General features: G+C 71.0%; 16 protein-coding genes. 6 read left to right on the top strand and 10 right to left on the bottom strand.

Translation table 11 applies throughout. The annotated features are described in order from the left end of the window. Window positions 1-71 precede the first annotated feature (71 nt). The 4 genes from STROP_RS19530 to STROP_RS19515 form a co-directional block, all read right to left on the bottom strand. Window positions 72-1,361, bottom strand: coding sequence for a hypothetical protein (locus STROP_RS19530; RefSeq protein ID WP_043535480.1), 1,290 nt, complete (start codon window positions 1,359-1,361; stop codon window positions 72-74). A 79-nt stretch (window positions 1,362-1,440) separates the two neighbouring features. Then, complete coding sequence (locus STROP_RS19525) at window positions 1,441-1,743, bottom strand: cupin domain-containing protein (RefSeq protein WP_012015086.1); 303 nt, start codon at window positions 1,741-1,743, stop codon at window positions 1,441-1,443. Further along, window positions 1,740-2,690, bottom strand: a complete 951-nt coding sequence (locus STROP_RS19520; RefSeq protein ID WP_012015085.1) for an LLM class F420-dependent oxidoreductase — start codon at window positions 2,688-2,690, stop codon at window positions 1,740-1,742. Before STROP_RS19520 ends, STROP_RS19525 begins: the two co-directional genes overlap by 4 nt. Before the next feature lies 1 nt (window position 2,691). Next, a complete protein-coding gene (locus STROP_RS19515) occupies window positions 2,692-3,468 on the bottom strand; it encodes an ABC transporter ATP-binding protein (protein WP_012015084.1) in 777 nt (258 codons plus the stop codon). Window positions 3,469-3,729: 261 nt separating this feature from the next. Here STROP_RS19515 and STROP_RS19510 point away from each other — a divergent pair, with 261 nt between their 5' ends. Together STROP_RS19510 and STROP_RS19505 are read left to right on the top strand one after the other, a co-directional pair. Further along, window positions 3,730-4,749 (top strand): ABC transporter substrate-binding protein, encoded by a 1,020-nt coding sequence (locus STROP_RS19510; protein WP_012015083.1) that lies wholly within the window; start codon window positions 3,730-3,732, stop codon window positions 4,747-4,749. A gap of 85 nt (window positions 4,750-4,834) precedes the next feature. Continuing rightward, window positions 4,835-5,683 (top strand): ABC transporter permease, encoded by an 849-nt coding sequence (locus tag STROP_RS19505; protein ID WP_012015082.1) that lies wholly within the window; start codon window positions 4,835-4,837, stop codon window positions 5,681-5,683. Between the two features lie 56 nt (window positions 5,684-5,739). Here the strand turns inward: STROP_RS19505 and STROP_RS19500 are convergent, their stop codons facing one another. Next, window positions 5,740-6,918, bottom strand: a complete 1,179-nt coding sequence (locus STROP_RS19500; RefSeq protein ID WP_012015081.1) for an ABC transporter substrate-binding protein — start codon at window positions 6,916-6,918, stop codon at window positions 5,740-5,742. 436 nt (window positions 6,919-7,354) lie between these two features. On the opposite strand from STROP_RS19500, the gene STROP_RS19495 reads away from it, so the two are divergent. The 4 genes from STROP_RS19495 (at window position 7,355) to STROP_RS19480 (ending at window position 11,903) form a co-directional block, all read left to right on the top strand. Then, window positions 7,355-10,423, top strand: a complete 3,069-nt coding sequence (locus tag STROP_RS19495; RefSeq protein WP_012015080.1) for a sensor histidine kinase — start codon at window positions 7,355-7,357, stop codon at window positions 10,421-10,423. Continuing rightward, window positions 10,423-10,830, top strand: coding sequence for a roadblock/LC7 domain-containing protein (locus STROP_RS19490; protein ID WP_012015079.1), 408 nt, complete (start codon window positions 10,423-10,425; stop codon window positions 10,828-10,830). Before STROP_RS19495 ends, STROP_RS19490 begins: the two co-directional genes overlap by 1 nt. A 109-nt stretch (window positions 10,831-10,939) precedes the next feature. After that, on the top strand, window positions 10,940-11,305 hold the full coding sequence (locus STROP_RS19485; protein WP_012015078.1) for a DUF742 domain-containing protein: 366 nt from the start codon (window positions 10,940-10,942) through the stop codon (window positions 11,303-11,305). Beyond that, window positions 11,286-11,903 carry a GTP-binding protein gene (locus STROP_RS19480; RefSeq protein ID WP_012015077.1) on the top strand — a complete coding sequence of 206 codons (618 nt, stop codon included), beginning with the start codon at window positions 11,286-11,288 and terminating at the stop codon, window positions 11,901-11,903. Before STROP_RS19485 ends, STROP_RS19480 begins: the two co-directional genes overlap by 20 nt. 87 nt (window positions 11,904-11,990) lie before the next feature. Here the strand turns inward: STROP_RS19480 and STROP_RS19475 are convergent, their stop codons facing one another. From STROP_RS19475 to STROP_RS19455, 5 genes are read right to left on the bottom strand one after another with little or no spacing between them, the layout of a single operon-like run. Continuing rightward, window positions 11,991-13,079, bottom strand: coding sequence for a uroporphyrinogen-III synthase (locus tag STROP_RS19475; RefSeq protein ID WP_012015076.1), 1,089 nt, complete (start codon window positions 13,077-13,079; stop codon window positions 11,991-11,993). Further along, window positions 13,080-13,424 carry a nitrite reductase small subunit NirD gene (gene nirD / locus STROP_RS19470; protein WP_012015075.1) on the bottom strand — a complete coding sequence of 115 codons (345 nt, stop codon included), beginning with the start codon at window positions 13,422-13,424 and terminating at the stop codon, window positions 13,080-13,082. Then, complete coding sequence (nirB, locus tag STROP_RS19465; protein ID WP_012015074.1) at window positions 13,421-15,934, bottom strand: nitrite reductase large subunit NirB; 2,514 nt, start codon at window positions 15,932-15,934, stop codon at window positions 13,421-13,423. The genes nirD and nirB overlap by 4 nt, the downstream gene beginning before the upstream one ends. Then, entirely contained in the window at window positions 15,931-17,367 is a 1,437-nt protein-coding gene (locus tag STROP_RS19460; protein WP_012015073.1) for an FAD-dependent oxidoreductase, read from the bottom strand. The genes nirB and STROP_RS19460 overlap by 4 nt, the downstream gene beginning before the upstream one ends. Further along, window positions 17,364-19,511 carry a molybdopterin oxidoreductase family protein gene (locus tag STROP_RS19455; RefSeq protein ID WP_012015072.1) on the bottom strand — a complete coding sequence of 716 codons (2,148 nt, stop codon included), beginning with the start codon at window positions 19,509-19,511 and terminating at the stop codon, window positions 17,364-17,366. The genes STROP_RS19460 and STROP_RS19455 overlap by 4 nt, the downstream gene beginning before the upstream one ends.

The raw sequence follows: 19,511 nt of genomic DNA, 5'->3' as shown, positions 1-19,511 counted from the left end.
TGGTCGGGGTGCCCCGGGTGGGCACCGGGCATCGGTCATCGACCTGAGCGGCCGGGTCGGGGCGGTCCGGGTCAGTCGGCGTGATGTCGACCGATGGAGCGCAACGAGCGGCGAGCGCTCTCCGGATCGGGTTCGTTGTTGGACACGGGCTTGCTCAGACCGGTGACCCAGTCGACGAACTCCTCGTCCTGCGCTGGTAGCCGGACCTCCTCCGTCGGGTCCCCTGCCTCGTCGGGTCGGGAGCGGCCGCGGCCGAACAGGCTCCGGAGGCGCGGTGCGGGAGGCGTTACGCCGGGCGTCGACCGCAACAAGCTCCGGCGGCGGGGCGCGGGAGGCATGGTGCCGGGCACCGACCGGTCGTCCGCGGTGCCCGGGTCGGCCTCGGCCGGAGCCGGGGCAGCCGGGGAGACCGCCGTCGGCTCGGTGCCGGGTCCCCGCTCGGTGCCCGGTGTGTCCACAGCCGCCTCGGTTGCAGCCGAGGCGGTGGCGGCGGCCCGTGTGATCGGGCGCTCGACCAGTGGCCAGCGCAGCATCGCGGCGGCGGCCGAGCCGAGCCCGCCAGCGGCCACCGCGAGCAGGGCACCGTAGTACGGCGTGGCCTGGTACCGGTCTGCGTCCGCTCCGGGACCCGCGGCCAGGTACGCGCCGGCCAGCAGCGCCGGCCCCGCCAGCCCGGTCAGCGCGCCGACGGGTGTCGCCTGCCCGCGCCGACGGGCGAGGCCGCCGGTGAGGGTTCCGGCCAGCAGCGCCGCCACCGGCAGGACCAGCAGGCAGAGACGGTCCGCCACGATGGGGTCGAGCCAGGAGGGTTCCCACACTCCGAGGCGTACTGCCCGAAGCGGGCCCGTGTCGTTCAGCGACGGCATGACGGAGGCCAAGGCGAGGAACCAGACCAGGCCGGCGACGAGCACCATATTCCAGAGCAGCGGGGGACGTACCAGGACGGTCAATGCCGCGCCCCCGCCGATCACCGCCCCGAGGAGAGCGCCCGCGGCGACGGCCCAGACCGGTTCCACGCCGCTGACATCGGCGGCTCGGGCGGACTGCATGCCCAGCGGCGCGACGACCGTGGCGCCGAGCGCGGCGGCGCCCGCCACGGCGGCCTGCCGACCGGCACCGATCAGTGGGGCTCCTCGGCGCGCCAGCCGTTCGGCACAGACGGCGCCGGTGACAGCGGCGTTCGCCGCCAACCAGGCGGCCCAGGCGAGCTGTGCCGGCCACTGGTTGACGCCCTCGCCGGTGAAGGCGCCGGAGAAGCGCACGATGCCCAAGCCGAAGGCGATGCCGAGTTGGCCAGCTCCGGCCAACAGGCTTCCCCCGAGCGCCGTGAGCAGTAGTTTGCCCCAGGTCCGAAACGCCATGCCGGGCACGTTACGGTCCCGGTGCGGGCACGCGCCACCGGCACGCCGGTCGGGTGCGGTAGCCCGCCCCGCGGTGGGGCTACTTGAGCTCGACCAGCCGGGCCAGGTAGGTTGTGTCGCCCACGTTGGTGAGCATGTGTACCGCCCCCGGATCCCGATAGACGACGCCGCCGGTCGGCTCGTCGGCGTCGATGCGGTTGCCGTCGATGGTCTGTACGACGTTCTTGGCGCCCTGGATCGCCACCACCAGATACGGGTGGTCGTGCCGATGCAGCGGCTGCCGCTCACCGGGCGCCAGCCTGATGTGCCAGACCCGCACCCGGTCGTTCTCGTACACGATCTCCTGGCCCACCGGGCCCAGCTCGAGGTCGGTTGTGGTCACTGTGGTCCATCCAGTTGGGGGAGCACCTCGGCGGCGATGAGCTCCAGGTGGTCGAGGTCGGCGAGGTCGATGAGGCGCAGGTGGACGCGGGTCGCCCCGATCGCGGCGAACTCGCCGATGCGTTCGACGAGCTGCGCGGGCGAGCCCACGACCGGATCCTCCGGGGGCAGGGCGCTGGGGAGGTGCAGCGGAGCAGCGCGGTGGCGTGCCTCGGCGTCGGTGCGGCCGACGGCCACCACTATTCCCGCCGAGAGCGCCAGCGGTCGCCGCCCGGAGTCGGCCCGGCCGGCAGCATCGCACGCCTCGCGGACCCGCTCATACGCGGCGGCCGTCTGCGCGACGGAGGTGAACGGCATGTTGAACTCGTCGGCATAGCGGGCGGCCAGATCGGGGGTGCGCTTCGCGCCGCGACCTCCCACGATCACCGGCGGCCCGGGGCGCTGGACCGGCTTCGGCAACGCTGGCGCGTCAACGAGTTGGTAGTGCGCTCCGGTGTAGCTGAACTCGGCCCCCGGAGGGGTACGCCACAGCCCGGTGACGATTTCCAGTTGTTCGGCCAACCGGTCGAACCGTTCGCTGACACCGGGGAAGGGAATCCCGTACGCGGTGTGCTCCCGCTCGTACCAACCGGCGCCGATGCCCAGCTCGACCCGGCCGCCGCTCATCTGGTCGACCTGCGCCACCATGACGGCCAGCGGGCCGGGTAGCCGGAAGGTGGCCGACGTGACGAGCGTGCCGAGCCGGATACGGCTGGTCTCACGGGCCAGCGCGGCCAGCGTCAGCCAGGCATCCGTGGGGCCGGGCAACGCCGGGTCGTCGCCCATCGCCCGGTAGTGGTCGGCGCGGAGGAAGCCGTCGTAGCCGCAGCTCTCCGCGTGGCGGGCGAACTGGAGCTGGTCGTCGTAGCTGGCTCCACGGTGTGGCTCGGTGAATACCGAGACGCGCATCTCAAGGCACCTCCACCGATGCGGGTTCCTTCTCCGCGAGTAGCTCGTGCAGGTCGGCGCTGACCCGGGCGACATCGGCCAGATGCGCGTTGCGGCCGAGTGTGCGCGGACGGGGGATGGAGACGTCCACGATGTCGCGGATACGGCCGGGGCGAGGGCTGAGCACCACCACGCGGTCGGCCAGCAGGACCGCCTCCTCGATCGAGTGGGTGACGAAGACGACGGTCGCTGACGTCTCCATGTGTACCCGTTGTAGCTCACCGGAGAGCTCCTCGCGGGTGAGCGCGTCCAGCGCGGAGAAGGGCTCGTCCATCAGCATCACCCGGGGCTCACCGATCAGCGAGCGGCAGAGCGAGACCCGCTGTTGCATGCCGCCGGAGAGCTCGTGCGGCAGCCGCTTCTCGAACCCGGCGAGGCCGGTCAGCTTCAGTAGCTGCCGGGCCCGCTCGCGGTGTTGGGCCCGCTTCCAGCCGAAGATCTCCACGGGGAGGAGGACGTTGTCGAGCACCGTGCGCCAGGGCAGGAGAGCCGGCCGCTGGAACAGCATGGCGACATCCGGCCGGGGGTGGGCGACCGGTGCGTCAGCGACTGTGACCTCCCCGGCGGTAACCGGGAGTAGTCCGGCGATGAGCCGGAGCAGAGTGGACTTGCCGCATCCGGAGCGGCCGAGCACGGCCACGAACTCGCCGTCGGCGATGTCAAGGTCGATGCCACGCAGGGCCTCGACTCGGCCGGAGCGGCCATCGAAGCTCCGAGATACCCCGGACAGCCGGATCATCCGCGGGCCTTCCTGAGTTGACAGTCAGCGATCACGGGACAGGGTACCGGTCGGGTGCGGTAATGATGCTGGCTGGGGTGGGATTAGTTGTTTCCGTTCCGCAACCCGACATGCCTGGCGGTTTGGCGGCGGGTTTCTCGTACGCTGTGCCCGCGAAGAGTCCCCTCACGATGGTGGCGCTGGCTTCACCCTTCGGGTCGACGCCACCCGACTACCCCTCCGGTGGCTCTCGGCCCCGGTCGGAAAGGACAAGGTGTACTGATGAGAAGGCTGACCCGTACGGTCGCCGCAGCCACGATGGCCGCTGCTCTGGCGATGGTTGGGGCGTGTAGCAGCGACTCGGACTCCAACGAGGGGAGTGACGGCGCGCTGGAGGAAGTAACCTACCTCACCTCCTTCGGAAACTTCGGCCGGGACTCCTACGCCTGGGTGGCGAAGGAGAAGGGCTTCTTCCGCGACGCGGGTTTTGATGTCGAGATCAAGCCGGGGCAGGGCACCGGCAGTGTGATTCAGACGGTCTCCGGAGGCAAGGCGGACTTCGGGCCGATCGACCTCACTGGTGGTCTGCTCCAGTTTGGCAACGGCGAGGCCAAGGACTTCGTCGTCGTCGCCGCGATCCAGCAGCGCACCATGGCCGGCATCGCCACCGTCGAGGGCACGAACATCGCCACGGCGAAGGACCTTGAGGGCAAGAAGATCGCGGACAGCCCCACCTCGGTGGTCCGTAACCTCTTCCCCACGTACGCGAAGATCGCCGGCGTCGATGCGAGCAAGGTGACCTGGGTCAACGGTCAGCCGCAGGACCTGATGGGCACTCTCGCCGCCGGCACCGTCGACGGTATCGGGCAGTTTGTTGTGGGCCAGCCGACCATTGAGGCGATCGCCAAGAAGAAGGCGATCATGCTGCCGTACAGCGAGTACCTGCAGGACCTCTATGGCAACGTGCTGATCACCTCCACGACGATCGCCAAAGAGAAGCCGGAGATGGTCAAGCGGTTCACCGAGGCCCTGTTGAAGGGCCTGGAGTACGCGTTGGACAACCCGCAGGAGGCAGCGGAGCTGCTGAAGAAGAACGTGGACTCGACAAACGTCGAGTCCGCCAAGGCGGAGCTGGAGCTGATGGCCGGTTATGTCCGGTCCAGCAACAGCGGTGCCCAAGTGGGCACGGTGGACAGCGCGCGAGTGGCAAAGAGCATCGCCATCCTGCGGGGTGCGGGAACGCTGAAGCAGGAGCTCGAGCCCGACCAGATCATCGACTTCAGCCTCACACCGAAGTCCTGATCGACCACCATTCGGGGGTGCGGACCGGATCCCGGCCGCACCCCCGTCGTGTGCCGGCCTTCAGCCGGCAGGAAGGAGGGAGGCTGTGACCGAGACCCGGACCCGGCCCGAGGGGCCGTCGGCGGGGGTGGTCGGTCCGCTCGCACCGGCCGTCCGCCGCCGGCGATCGATCCCGGTGGGGAGTGCCGGGCTCCCGTTACTCGGACTGGCGATCGCACTGACCTGTTGGTGGCTGGTCACCACGGGGTTCGGCCTCGTACACCCGGCGGCCTTGCCGCCACCGCAGGCCGTCGGGACCTCGTTGGTCGAGACGGGCGATGTGCTCGTACCCGCGCTCGGAATCACCACCCTGATGACGGTGGTGGGCTTCCTGCTCTCGGCGGTCGCCGGTGTGCTGATCGGGATTGCGTTGGCCGCCTCTCGACACCTCGAGCGGATGTTCGCGCCGTTGCTCGTCGCCGTCAACGCGGTGCCGAAGATCGCGCTTGGCCCGCTACTCGTGGTGTCGTTCGGCTGGGGTGCGAAGCCGATCCTGACCATGGTGTTCCTGCTCTGCTTCTTCCCGATAGTGCTCTCCACCGCAACCGGGCTGACGACCACTCCGGCGGACCTTGCCGAACTGGCGCGGTCGCTGCACGCCTCCTGGTGGCAGTCGTTCCGTAAGGTGCGCTTCCCGGCCGCGCTACCGCAGGTCTTCGTCGGCCTCAAGGTGGCGATGCCGCTGGCCGCCATCGGGGCGGTGATCGGCGAGTTCTACTCGGACCAGCCGGGCCTGGGCTATCAGATCCTGCAGTACAACGGGGTTGGCGAGACCGCGACGGCGTGGGCGGCGATCGTGTTGATCGCCGCGATGAGCATCGGGCTCTACTCCGCGCTGTACCTCGTCGAACGCCTCGCCCTGCCCTGGGTTCGCGCGACCACGTCGGCTCGGTGACCCAGTCGGCATGACCGGACGCGCCCGGCCCGGAATCACCGGGCCGGGCCGAGGTATCACCCGGCCAGGCGCCAGCGACCGTTGCGCGCGACCAGAGTGGTCAGCGCCTGTGGCATGAGGCCGGAGTGGTTGTCCGGGGTCAGTCGGATCGGGCCCGAGAGCCCGTCCATCTGCGAGGTCTCCAACACATTGCGGATGCCCTCCCGGTCAGGCTTGCCAGCGTCGGTGCCGGACCGCAGGGCGGCGTCGGCGAGGAGCTGGAGGGCATCCGCGGCGAACGAGGACGAGCCGTGGTAGCCGCCGAAGCGGGCGGTGTAGTCCTGGAACCACCGTCGCCGTGCCGCCTTCGCCGGGGTGGTGGCGATCACGTCGTCGATCACCATGGTCTGGGTGAAGACCATCGTGGCGTCTTCCGTGGCCTGAGCCGTCGTGCCGAGGAAGAGCTCGCCCGCGGCCGAGGCGTCGAAGTAGAGTGCGCCCTCGAAGCCGGCCTCCCGTGCGGCGACGGCGGCGAGCCCAGCCTGCTCCGCGCGGGTCCAGAGCACCAGTGCCTCGGGCGCGTCGTCGACCAGGGAGGTGATCTGGCTGGAGACGTCCGTGTCGGTGGCTCGGACGGTCTTCACTCCCAGTACCTCGATGTCGGACTTGTCTAGTGCGGCCTGGAGGACGGTGAGCCCTTCTTGGCCGTAGGCGTCGTCGCTACGCAGTACCCCCACGTCACCGATCTCGTTGCGGCGAAGCTCGACAGCGAGGGCTTCGGCGCTGTCCGATGCGTTCGGGGCCAGCTTGAACACGTACCGGCGCTCCGTTGCCGGGCTGGCGACGGCCTCGGCGGGGGCCAGCGCCACCATCGGCACCCGCTGACCGTCGATGGTGTCCACCGCGCCCGTCGCGCATTCGTTGCAACCGCCCATGACGATCGCGCTGACCTGGGAGTCAGCGCCGAAGTCGTTGATGTTGCGGAGCGACTCGCTTGCGTCGGAGCGGTTGTCCTTGACCCGGAGCTCGATCTGCCGTCCGTTCAGCGCGCCGGACGAGTTGAGCTGTTCGGCCTTGAGCTCGAGGGCCCGTTGGTAGGTCTTGCCCATTGGCGCGCCGGGCCCGGACAGTTCGAGATCGGCGGCGATGATGATCGGGTTGGTGTCCTGCTCCTCCGCGCCGAGCTGGCAGGCGGTGAGCGTGATGGCCAGGACGGCCGAGGTGAGCGCCGCGGTTGCGGAGCGGATGGGGCTCAACGTTGTCCTCCAGGTACGGCACGGGAGCCGGCGGATCGTCCACTGTCGCTGGGGTATCGATCACTTTTCCCGTACGGTGTGCGCGCAGCCTGGAAAACCTTGCCAATGTCGGGCCCCGTGGTCAAGCGGGCCAGGCGGAGGCGTTTCGGGACGAAAATCTCACATGCTGGGGTGACGTAAAGTTTGCGTCTGATTACCAAAGCGTATTCATTCACCAATGCACGTCTACATTGCCTGTTCAGAGGGTTGTCGAATTGGTAGCATTCGTGGACTGCGGCATCGGCTGGCCGTCATACGGCCCTTTCTGGCCCCAGCTCGGCTTCCCAAAACCGGTCTCGTCTGATGAAATCGCGGCCGTGCCGCGCATGGTTTCTCTTCTGCTGGACCAGACATGGGTCGGCGGTTCAGGCGTGGATGGAATGACGGAGGCTATGTCGTGAGCACCGGACCGACGACCCTGCCCGCAAGCGGCGACATTGACCAGCCGAAGCGGCGCTGGCTGCCTCGGCTCCGCAATGCACGAATCCGCTCGAAGCTGGCGCTGATCCTGGTCGTGCCGGTCACCGCGGTCATCGCACTGGCGACTGTTCGTCTGATCACAGTCGGCGAGGGCGCGTACGACGTCACCCGGGCCAAAGCGCTCACCGAACTCTCCATCGACATCTCCGCCCTCGCTCAGGACCTGCATGCCGAACGAATGGCTGCTGCGGTCTATATCGCGTCGACGGAAGAGACGGAAGCGGCCGCCGACGCCTACAACCTGCGGGTGCGCAGCACTGACGAGCGGGTGCAGGCCTACCAGGAGGAGCGTGAGCTCTTCGACGAGCTGCCCGCTGCCGTCAGCGACCGGGTGGCGGCCATTGACGGGCACCTCGAGACGCTGGACGCCACTCGGCAGCAGGTGCTGGACCGCAGGCAGATGGCGGTCGCCGAGTCGGCGTTGCGCTACGGCGTCATCCTGGCCGACCTGGTGGCCTACGGCGACGGCCTCGCCCAGCTGCCCGGCGACGAGCGGCTGGCGGATGCCCGCCGGGCGGTCGCTGCCTTCGCCCGGGCCAAGGCAGCGGTCGGCGAGGAGGAGTCAGTCGCCTACACCGCGTTGAGCGCGGGCCGCTTCGACGAGGAGCAATACTCCTCCTTCGTGGCCACATTGACCAGTCAGCAGGAGGCGCTGCTCGCCTTCTCCCTGGCGGCGGACCCACGGCAACGCTCGCTCGTGGACAACACCGTCTCGGGTGACTCGGTCACCCTGGCCGACACGGTTGCCGCGGACATCACCCGCTCGGTCGGGCAGCAGTCCCTGGTGAGCGCCCAGGACGCCAGCGCCGCCATCGGTGCTGTCCACGACCTCATGCGGTGGACCGAGGCCCGGCTCCAGGAGCAGCTGCTCGCCGATACCGAGCAGGATCGCTCGGAGGTCCTGCGCCAGGCCTTCATCGAGTCGTTGCTGGTGCTGATGACCCTGGTCATCGCGGTCACTCTCGCCGTGGTGCTGGCCCGTTCGCTGAACCATTCGCTGTACCGGCTGCGGGAGGGTGCCCTGGCCGTGGCCAACCACGACCTGCCGGACGCGGTGCGTCGCCTGCAGAGCATGGAGGCGGTTGACGAGGGCGGGGTCGACGACATCGTCCGGGAGATTCGCGACCCGATCCGACTCACCAACCAGGACGAGGTTGGTCAGGTCGCGGTCGCCTTCAACGTGGTCCACCGGGAGGCGGTCCGGGTGGCGGCGGAGCAGGCCGCTCTGCGGACCAGTGTCTCGGCGATGTTCCTCAACCTGGCCCGGCGGAGTCAGACGCTGGTTGACCGCATGATCGGGGAGCTGGACGCGATCGAGCGTGGTGAGGAGGACCCGAAGCGGCTGGCCCGACTCTTCGAACTCGACCACCTGGCCACCCGAATGCGCCGCAACGACGAGAACCTGCTGGTCCTTGCCGGGGCCGACTCGACCGTACCCCGGCGGGAAGATGCTCTGTTGGTGGACGTCCTGCGGGCGGCGCAGTCCGAGGTGGAGCTCTACAACCGGATTGAGTTCGGCACCGTCGACACGGACGTGTCGGTCGCCGCTCACGTGGTCAACGACGTGGTCCGGCTCGTTGCCGAACTACTTGACAACGCGACCCGGTTCTCGCCGCCGAACACCACCGTGGTCGCTGATGGGCGGCGGATCCGCGACTACGTGCTGATCCAGGTCGAGGACCGTGGTCTCGGCCTCTCCGACGAGCAGCTCGACTCGCTCAACCGCCGGTTGGCCGAATCGTCGAGCGTTGATGTCGCGGCGTTCCGGCTGATGGGCCTGGCCGTGGTGAGTCGACTCGCCGAGCGGCACGGCATCCGGGTCGAGCTACGCCGCAACGTTGAGGGCGGCATCGTCGCCCAGGTAACCCTGCCGACGGCCGCGGTTGTGCTGCCCGTCGGGCGGGGACCAGCCCAGCTCACCCGACCTCGTCAGCCGCTTGCGGTGGAGCAGGGACCATCCACTTCGGTCGGCATCGGCGACCCGGCGGCGGGCGCCACGCGGGCCGCGACGTTGCCGGACCAGCGGCAGCCCGAGCCAGCCCCCTGGCAGGCACCGGTCCAGGCCGGCACCAGCGTGGCACCGATCCAGGCCGGCGGGGTTGCCGGGACCGAGCCCAGCCTCAGCGCCGCAGGCCGTCCCGGTGATGCGCCCACGGCGGCGTACCCACTGCCCCAACGGAACCCCTCGGGCGAGTCGTCGGTGGCGACTGCGGCCTTCCCCACCGTGGCCGCGACCCCTCCGCCGTCAGCCAACCCGCCGTCAGCCAACCCACTTCCCGCCGACAGCGGGCTGACCGGTGGGCTCGGCGCGGACCTGGCCGCGACCGCGTCGATCGACGCGACGCCCCTGTCTGCGCCGCCGGCGGAAGCACCGATCTTCCGGGAGATGGAGGCGGTCTGGTTCCGGACGCACGGCAACGATGCGACGGCCATCTTCACCCGGCCGGACTTCGACGGAACGCCCCCGGGCCCGTCTGCGACGCCGGGTTCCCCAGCCCAGCCGCACCTACCCACCCGGGTGCCCGGAACGACGACGACTCCGCCAGCTGCCACCCCCGTGCCGTCGTACTCCGCCGCTCCCACGAGCCCAGCCGCTCCCCCTTCCGCTGGACCGCCGCCCACTGCTCCCCCTTCCGCCGGACCACCGCCCACCGCACCCCCGACCAGCGTGCCGCCGGCCTCGCCGAGCGCTTCCGGGGCCCCAGCCGGCGGTGGCAATGCGTGGCGCACCATCGCGGATGAGGGTTGGAGCCGGGCCAGCCAGGCTGCCGAGCCGGCCAGCGGCGGTACCACCCGTTCCGGTCTGCCGAAGCGGGTGCCGAAGGCGCAACTTGTCCCCGGCGGGATCGAGCCCCAAACCCGGGAACGGACCCGCCGGACGCCGGACAACGTTCGCGGCCTGCTGTCGGCCTATCACCGTGGCGTGCAGCGCGGTCGTGCGGCCGGCTCGGACCCCAACAGCACCTCGAGCAAGGAGACGAGCTGATGAACAGGCCAGCGACCATGCAGGACATGGGTTGGCTGCTCAGTAACTTCGCCGACAGCGTGGCGGGCATCGCCCACGTGGTCGCGGTGTCCGCCGATGGGCTGCTGCTTGCCTCGTCCCGGGATCTGCCCGCGGACCGTGCAGATCAGCTTGCGGCGATCACCTCCGGCGTGGTGAGCCTGACCGACGGCGCGTCCCGCATGTTCAGCGCCGGCGGGGTGCTCCAGACGGTTATCGAGATGGACAGCGGCTACCTCTTCCTGATGTCGATCAGTGACGGCTCGTCGATGGCGGTGCTCGCCGCCCGCAGCTGCGACGTCGGTCAGGTCGGCTACGAGATGGCACTTCTCGTGGAACGAGTCGGTGCCGCACTGGTGCCGTTGCCTCGGGACGCGGTGTCTTCATGATTGACGCGGTGTCTTCATGACGATGGTGTGGTTCCGGACAGCGCCGCCTGAGGAGAGCAGATCCGGCGCCGAAGGGGCACCGGTCGGGCGAGAGGGGAGGTGACAGCGGATGGAAGGCCGGCGAGCCGAAGCGCGTGGGGAGCTGGTGCGCCCGTATGCGGTCACTCGGGGCCGGACCGAGCCGCGGCAGGACATCACCTTGGAGGCGGTGCTGTCCGCGAGCGCAACGGCGGCTGCCGAGTCACGTTTCGCGGGGCACGACAAGCACCGCATCGCGACGATCTGTGAGGGCCGGGCGCAGTCGTTGGCGGAGATCGCCGCGTACACCCGGATGCCCCTCGGTGTCACCCGGGTACTGGTGGCCGACATGGTGGCCGAGGGTTTGCTGACGCTACACACCTCCGCTCCCACGATGGGTTTTGTGGAGCGGATGAACCTGCTTGGAAGGGTGCTAAGTGGACTTCGCGAACTATGACCCCGCCAGGGCGAGCCGGGAGATCATCTCCGCGAAGATCGTCGTCGCGGGCGGTTTCGGCGTGGGAAAGACGACGCTGGTCGGTGCGATCTCGGAGATCACACCGCTGACCACCGAGGCGGTCATGACCGCAGCCGGTGTCGGCATCGACGATCCGTCCAAGGTGCCGGGCAAGGAGACGACGACCGTCGCCATGGACTTCGGCCGGATCACCATGGCGCAGGACCTGATCCTGTACCTGTTCGGCACGCCTGGCCAGACCCGGTTCTGGTTCATGTGGGACGAGATCATCCGTGGTGCGGTCGGCGCGGCCGTCCTGGTGGACACTCGCCGGATCACCGATGCCTTCGCCCCGCTGGACTACTTCGAGAACCGCAAGCTGCCGTACGTGGTCGCCCTCAACCGGTTTCAGGGCGCCCCCGACTACGAGGTGGCGGAGGTGCGCGAGGCACTCGCCATCCCAGCGGACGTGCCGCTCGTGCTGACCGATGCGCGCAGCCGGGACTCGGTGAAGCAGGTGCTGGTGACGGTCGTCGAGCACGCCATGAGCCGCCTGCAGGCCGAGCACGACCGCGGCTACCCGACCCCGGTCGGGTGAGCCGGCGCTGTTGACCGGCACCGCCGGAAACGGTCCGAGATCCCGGCCCGCCACCCAGCTGCGGGCCGGGGCTGCGGGGGCAACGCGTCAGTCGACGCGGAGGCGATAGCCGCGCTTCACCACGGTCTGCACCACCCCGGGAGCCTTCAGCCCAGCGCGCAGCCGCGCCACCGCCATCTCCACCGCGTGTTCGTCCGCCCCGCGCGGCAGCGTCCGGAGCAGCGCCGCGCGGGACAGAACCCGCCCCGGGGACGCGGACAGCGTCCGCAGCACCGCCATCGGCGCCGGAGCCAGCGGTCGCAGCTCACCATCGACCACCGCGGCGTGCCCACGCAGGGTGAGGAGGTGACCGGCGGCCTTCAGGGTGACCGCGCGCCGCGGCAACTCAGCGACGATCGTACGGACCAGGGCGCCCAGCCGGGCCCGCTCGGGCGCGCTGACCGGTACCCCCCGCCGCCGCAGCGGCTCCGCGGTCACCGTTCCCACACAGCTCGCCAGCACCGCGCTCCGGAACGCGTCGAGCACCTGGTCGACCCGGTCCCCGGCGGCGCGCAGCAACGCCTCGGCAGCCGGCGCCGAGGTGAACGTCACCGCGTCCACCATCCGGTCGATGACCAGGTCGATCAGCCGGTGCAGTGGCGCCGGGTCAGTCGGCGGGGCCCAGCGGTAGACCGGCACCGCGATCACGGTAGCTCCGGCCGCAACCAGCGCCTGCGTGCACTCGGGTTGCTGTCCGCCGTGCAGCTGCATGGCGACCACCTGGCCGGCCACGCCACGGTCCCGCAGGTGCGCCACCACCTCGGCGCAGCTCTCCGAGGCGGGCGACCACTGGTCGTGCAGGCCGGCGGCCCGGATCGCTCCCCTGGCCTTCGGTCCGCGCGCCACCACGTACGCCTCGCGCAGCGCCGTGCGCAGCGGCTCAGCCAGCCCCCAGCCCTCGGCCGCCTCCAGCCAGCCCCGCATCCCGATCCCGGTGTCGGCCATCAGGACGTCCGGTGGTCGATCGAGGCAGGCCCGCGTCGCCGCGCGCAGCTCGGTGTCGTCGGCGAGTGGCACGATCCGCAGGGCGGGTGCGAAGACCACCCGGGCCCCGTGCCGCTGGAGTAACGCCGCCAACTCGTCCCGACGCCGGTCGGCGGTCACCCCGACGGTGAAGCCGGCCAGTTCGTCGCGCATTCACGTCTCCTCTCGCAGCCGCACCTCGACCAGCCCGGCCCGGCACCGCACCTGGTGCCATCGGACGGCGACGCCCGGTAGGTCCAGGCAGTCTCCGGTACGCAGGTCGTACACCTGTTTGTGTAGTGGGGAGGCGACCGTCGGCACGCCACCCCGGCTGCCCACGATTCCGCGCGAGAGCACGTACGCGTCGGTGACCGGGTCCCGGTTGTCGATGGCGAACAGGTCGGCGGCGGTGCGGAACAGCGCCACCTGGACGCCGTCGACGAGCGCTGCCACCCCCCGACCGAGGTCCAGGCGGGTCAGTGGGCAGACCACCGTCCATCCCCGCGTATCGCTGGTCATCGCGGTACCCGCGGCATCCCCAGCCCGACCGGCTGCTGGTTCTCGGTGTCCCCGGCCCGCACCGGTACCCGTTGTCCGCGCTGCTCAGTGAAGCGGATGGAGGGGTCGGGCATCTCGGGGGCGTTGACGAACGAGGCGAACCGGCCCAGCCGCGCCGGATCCTCGAGGACGTCGCGCCACTCGTCGGAGTACGACGCAGTGTGTCGGGCCATCGCCGCGTCCAACTCGGCGCATAGCCCGAGTGAGTCGTCCACGATGACCGCGTTCAGGTGCTCCAGACCGCCGTCCATCGCCTCGATCCAGGCGGCGGTACGTTGCAGCCGGTCCGCGGTGCGGATGTAGTACATCAGGAACCGGTCGACCAGCCGTACCAGCGCCTCGGTGGTCAGGTCGGTGGCGAAGAGGTCGGCGTGCCGGGGCCGGAATCCGCCGTTGCCGCCGACGTAGAGGTTCCAGCCGGAGTCGGTGGCGATGATGCCGAAGTCCTTGCCGCGTGCCTCGGCACACTCCCTTGCACAACCGGAGACCGCTGCCTTGATCTTGTGGGGGGCGCGCAGCCCGCGGTAGCGCAGCTCCAGCGCGATGGCCAACCCGACCGAGTCCTGCACCCCGTATCGGCACCAGGTGGACCCGACGCACGACTTCACCGTCCGCAGCGCCTTGCCGTACGCGTGGCCGGATTCGAAGCCCGCGTTGACCAGCCGGCGCCAGATCTGCGGCAACTGCTCCACCCGCGCGCCGAGCAGATCGATGCGTTGCCCGCCGGTGATTTTCGTGTAGAGCGCGAAGTCCCGGGCCACCTCACCGAGCACAATCAGCTTCTCCGGAGTGATCTCCCCGCCGGGGATCCGGGGCACGACCGAGTAGCTGCCGTCCCGTTGCAGGTTGGCCAGGAAGTGGTCATTGGTGTCCTGTAGCGACGCCCACTCGCCGTCGAGGAGGTGCCCGGCGCCGAGGGAAGCCAGGATTGACGCCACCACCGGCTTGCAGATGTCACAGCCGTCTCCCCGGCCATGATCGGCGATCAGGTTGGAGAAGGTGCGGATCCCCCGGACCCGGATGATGTCGAACAGCTCCTGGCGGCTCACCTCGAAGTGTTCGCAGAGCCCGCGGGGCTGCCCAACGCCGGCGGCGTCGAGCAGCTGCCGGAGCATCGGTACGCAGGAGCCGCAGCTGGTGCCGGCTCGGGTGCACGCCTTGAGCGCCGGTACGTCGGTCGCGCCGCCGGCGATCGCCGAGTCCAGGTCGGCGCGGGTCACCGCGTTACAGGAGCAGACCTGCGTGGAGCCGGGAAGCGTCGCCACCCCGGTGCCCGCACCGGCCGGGGCGAGCAGCGCGAGCGGCGCGGCGGGCAGCGCCTGGCCGACGCTGGCCCGCAACGTCGGGTACGCGTCGGCGTCGCCGACCAGCACGCCTCCGAGCAGCGTCTGCGCATCATCGGAGAGGACCAGCTTCGCGTACACCCGGGTGGCCGGATCGGTGAAGGTCACGTCGAGGGAGCCCGGGGTGGTGCCGTGCGCGTCGCCGAAGGAGGCGACGTCCACGCCGAGCAGCTTCAGCTTGGTGGCGGTGTCCGCGTGGGGGACGGTGGCCGCCCCGCCGACCAGCTGGTCGGCCACCGTCTCCGCCATCGCGTAGCCGGGGGCGACCAGACCGTGGCAGGTGCCGTCGACGGCGGCGCACTCGCCGACCGCCCAGATCCGCTCGTCGGCGCTGCGGCAGGTGCGGTCGACCAGCACCCCGCCACGGCGGCCAAGGGGCAGGCCGGCGGCGCGAGCCAGCTCGTCCCGGGGGCGGATACCGGCCGCCACGACGACCAGGTCGGCGTCCACCCGCCCGCCGTCCGCCAGCTCCAGCCGGGCCACCGAGCCGTCCGGGCCGGGGTGCAGCGCGCTGGTGGCGACCCCGAGGTGGCAGGCGACGCCCAGCTCCTCGACGTATCGGCGTAGCAGCGCCCCGCCGGCGGTGTCCACCTGCACCGGCATCAGCCGCGGTGCGAACTCCACGACGCTGGTGGCGAGCCCGAGCAGCCGCAGCGCGTTCGCCGCCTCCAGGCCGAGCAGCCCACCGCCGATCACCGCGCCCCACCGGCGGCCCTGGGCGTGCGTGCGGATCGCGGCCAGGTCGTCGAGCGTGCGATAGGTGAAGACGCCCGGCAGGTCGACGCCGTCGATCGGCGGCACGAAGGGGTACGAGCCGGTGGCCAACACCAGCGCGTCGTACGGGTACTCACCTTCGGTCGTCGCCACGACGCGTCGGGCCCGGTCGATCGCGGTGACCGGCGCACCGAGCCGCAGCCGCACCCGTGGATCCGGGGTGTGCAGGTTCAGCTCGTCCGCGCCCACCCCGTCGAAGAGGGCGGAGAGACGCACCCGGTCGTACGCGGGCCGGGACTCCTCGCCGAGCACGGTCACCCGCCACTGACCGTCGCTGTCGCGGGCGCGTAACGCGTCCACGAACCGCTGCCCGACCATGCCGTTGCCGACGACGACCAGTCGGCCTGTTCTCATCGCCCCACCTCCACCGATTCCACGGTGGAGAGCCATTCGGCGATGCCGGCGACCGCGTCCCGGCAGGAGCCGCAGCCCGTACCGGCGTGGGTCGCCGCCACCACCTCGTCGACCGTCCGCGCCCCGCGGCGCCAACTCTCCACCAGTGTCCGCTTGTTGACGTTGTTGCAGTGGCAGACGGTCGCCCCGTCCGGCATCAGCGCCGGTGTCGTGGCGGGTTCCGCCGGCCCGGTGCCGAGCGCCCGGCCGAGCAGCAGCGACCGCCGGTCGCTGGGCACCGGCTGCCCCCGGTCGAAGAGCTGGATGACCGTGCCCACGGACGGGTTGTCGCCCAGCAGGATCGCGGCGGTCACCCGCTCGTGGTTGATGCGCAGCCGGGCGTACGTGCCACCGGCCACGTCGGTGAAGGTCAGCTCCTCGCCGGGACCGTCGCCGGGGTCACCCATAGCTGCCAGATCGATGCCGGCGGTCTTGAGGCGGGTCACCACCGGCCTTGGCCGGTATCGGGCCGCCGGGTCCGCGCCGCTGAGCACCTGGGCCAGCACCCGTGCCTGTGCCCAGGCCGGGGCCACCAGACCGGTCAGGGTGTCGCCGTGCTGGGCGCAGTCGCCGATGGCCGAGATGTGTCGGTCGTTGGTGCGTAGCTGGTCGTCGACCAGAACCCCCCGCCGTACGGTCAGGTCGGCGGCCGTGGCGAGCGCGGTCTCCGGGCGCACGCCGCAGGCAAGCACCAACAGGTCGGCGTCGAGCGACCGGCCGTCGGCCAGCTCGAGGCGGACGCCGCGGGGGTCGGCGACCACGGCGGTGGCCGGTACGGCCAGCTGGGTGGTGACCCCGAGGCCGGCGAGGGTGCGGGCGAGCACGGCCGCCGCGGCTGGGTCGAGCTGCCGCTCCATCAGGTACGGCACCGGGTGCACCACCGTCACCTCGAGCCCGCGGCCGGCGAGCCCGCGGGCCGCTTCCAGGCCGAGTAGCCCGCCGCCGAGCACCAGCACGCGGCGGGCCCGGTCAGCGACGGCGAGGATGCGGCGGCAGTCATCCAGGGTCCGAAATGGCACCACCCGTTCCGGCAGTTCCCAGCCGGCCAGCCCGGTCAGTGGGGGGACAACGGCGTGGCTGCCGGTGGCCAAGACCAGGTGGTCGTAGTGGATCCGGTCGCCCCGGTCGGTACCGACCGTACGGTCCCTTCGGTCGATCGTGATGGCGGTGACCCCGGTACGCAGGTCGACTCCGTGCCCGGCAACCTCGGCCAGCTGCACGTCCGGCTCCTCGGCTGCTCCGGCCAGCAGGGTGGAGAGCATGATCCGGTTGTAGGCCCGGTACGGTTCCGCCCCGAGCACCGTGACCTTCCGGTCCCCGCCGTGCGCGGCGAGCTCACTGGCGAGGCGGGTACCGGCCATTCCGTTGCCGATGATCACGATTCGATCGGTCACGTCGCCACCGCCTTCTCCACTCGTACCGCGCAGATCTTGAATTCCGGCATCCCGGAGATCGGGTCGACGGCATCGTTGGTGACCGTGTTGGCGCGGGCGGCGCCGCCCCAGTGGAACGGGGCGAAGACGGTGTCCGGCCGGATCGTCGGGCTGAGCCGAGCCGGCGCGACCAACTCGCCCCGGCGGGAGAGCACCCGCACCAGCTCGCCGTCGACCACGCCCAGTCGGTCGGCCACGTCCGGATGCAGTTCGACAAAGGCCGCTGGCGCGGCCTGTCGCAGCGCGGGCACCCGTCGGGTCTGGGTTCCCGACTGGTACTGGGCGAGCACCCGTCCGGTGGTGAAGTGCAGCGGGTAGGCGGCGCACACCTCCTCCGCGGCGGGTCGGTGCTGCACGGCATGGAATCGGGCGCGCCCGTCCGGGGTGGGGAAACGGTCGGCGAAGAGCCGGGGGGTGTCCGGTCCGTCACTATCCGGGCAGGGCCAGAAGGCTCCCGCTCGCGCGTCGATCCGTTCCCAGCTGATCCCGGCGTAGTCGGCGAGCCCGCCGGCCGAGGCCGCTCGGAGCTCCTCGAACACCACCTGCGGCTCGGGCGGGATTGTGGGCTTTCGGTCCACCGTGGAAGGGGACACTGCGCCCTGCTCCAGCGCCGTGGCGAGGGCGGCGAGGAGCTCCAGGTCGGTGCGGACCCCGGGTGGCGGTTCGCGTAGCGCACGCCGGCGCAGGACCCGTCCCTCCAGGTTGGTCATGGTGCCGTCCTCCTCGGCCCACTGCGCGGTCGGCAGGACCACGTCGGCGAGGGCCGCCGTCTCGGAGCGCAGGAAGTCGACGACCACCAGCAGGTCGAGGTCGCGTAGGCGGCCCTCGATCCGGGCCGCCCGCGGCGCGGAGACCACCGGGTTGGAGCCGAACACCAGCAGCGCCTTCGGCCCGTCCGGAGTGCCGAGCGAGTCCAGCAGCCGGTACGCGGGTACCCCGGGCCCGGGTAGGTCGTCCGCTGGCACACCCCAGACCGTGGCGACGTGCTCCCGGTCAGCGGGGTTGTCGATGCGGCGGTAGCCGGGAAGCTGGTCGGCCTTTTGGCCGTGTTCCCGGCCGCCCTGGCCGTTGCCCTGCCCGGTCAGGCATCCGTAGCCGGAGCCGGGGCGGCCGGGCAGGCCGAGGGCGAGCGCCAGGTTCACGTACCCGGTGACGGTGTCGACGCCCTTGGCGTGTTGCTCCGCGCCGCGGGCGGTGAGGATGATCGCCCGGCCGGCACCGCCCAGCGCACGTGCGGTCGTCTCCAGATCGGCCACCGACACCCCGGACAGTGCCTCGGCGCGGGCCGGCCACCACTCAGCCACCGCCCGACGGACCTCGTCGAAGCCGGTGGTGCGTCCGGCGACGTAGCTGTGGTCAACGAACCCTTCGGTGAGTGCGATGTGCAGCAGCGCGTTGGCCACCGCAAGATCGGTGCCGGGCAACGGCTGTAGGTGCAGGTCAGCCTGGCGGGCGGTGGCGGTGACTCGTGGGTCCACCACGATCAGCCGCCCACCTCGGCGGCGTTGCTCGGTCAGCCAGCGCACCAGTGGGGGCATCGTCTCGGCCGGGTTCGCGCCGACCAACAGCAGGGTGTCGGCGGTGCCCAGGTCGGCCAGGGGAAAGGGGAGACCCCGGTCGACGCCGAAGGCGCGCATCCCGGCGGCAGCCGCCGACGACATGCAGAACCGCCCGTTGTAGTCGATGTGTCGGGTCCGGAGCACCACCCGGGCGAACTTGCCCAGCGCGTACGCCTTCTCGTTGGTGAGGCCACCGCCACCGAAGACGGCGACCGCGTCCCGGCCGTGGCTGGCCTGGATGGTGCGGATGCCCGTGACGATCCGGTCCAGGGCCGCGTCCCAGCTCGCCGGGCGCAGCTCGCCGCTGGCCGGGTCGCGAAGCAGCGCGGTGGTGAGGCGATCCGGGTGGTCCAGCAGCTCGGCGGCGGTCCAGCCCTTCTGGCAGAGCCCGCCCTGGTTGGTGGGGAACCACCGGGGGAGTACGGCCACCTCGCCGTCGGCCTCGCGCAGGGTCATCCCGCACTGGAGGGCACAGTAGGGGCAGTGTGTCGCCGCCTCGATCGGGGGTCGTCCGGCTGCGGTAGCGGGGCGCGTACCGTCTGTCAT

It is taken from the genome of Salinispora tropica CNB-440 (assembly GCF_000016425.1).
Taxonomy (GTDB): Bacteria; Actinomycetota; Actinomycetes; order Mycobacteriales; family Micromonosporaceae; genus Micromonospora; species Micromonospora tropica.
This window is presented reverse-complemented; position numbering and strand designations above follow the sequence as displayed.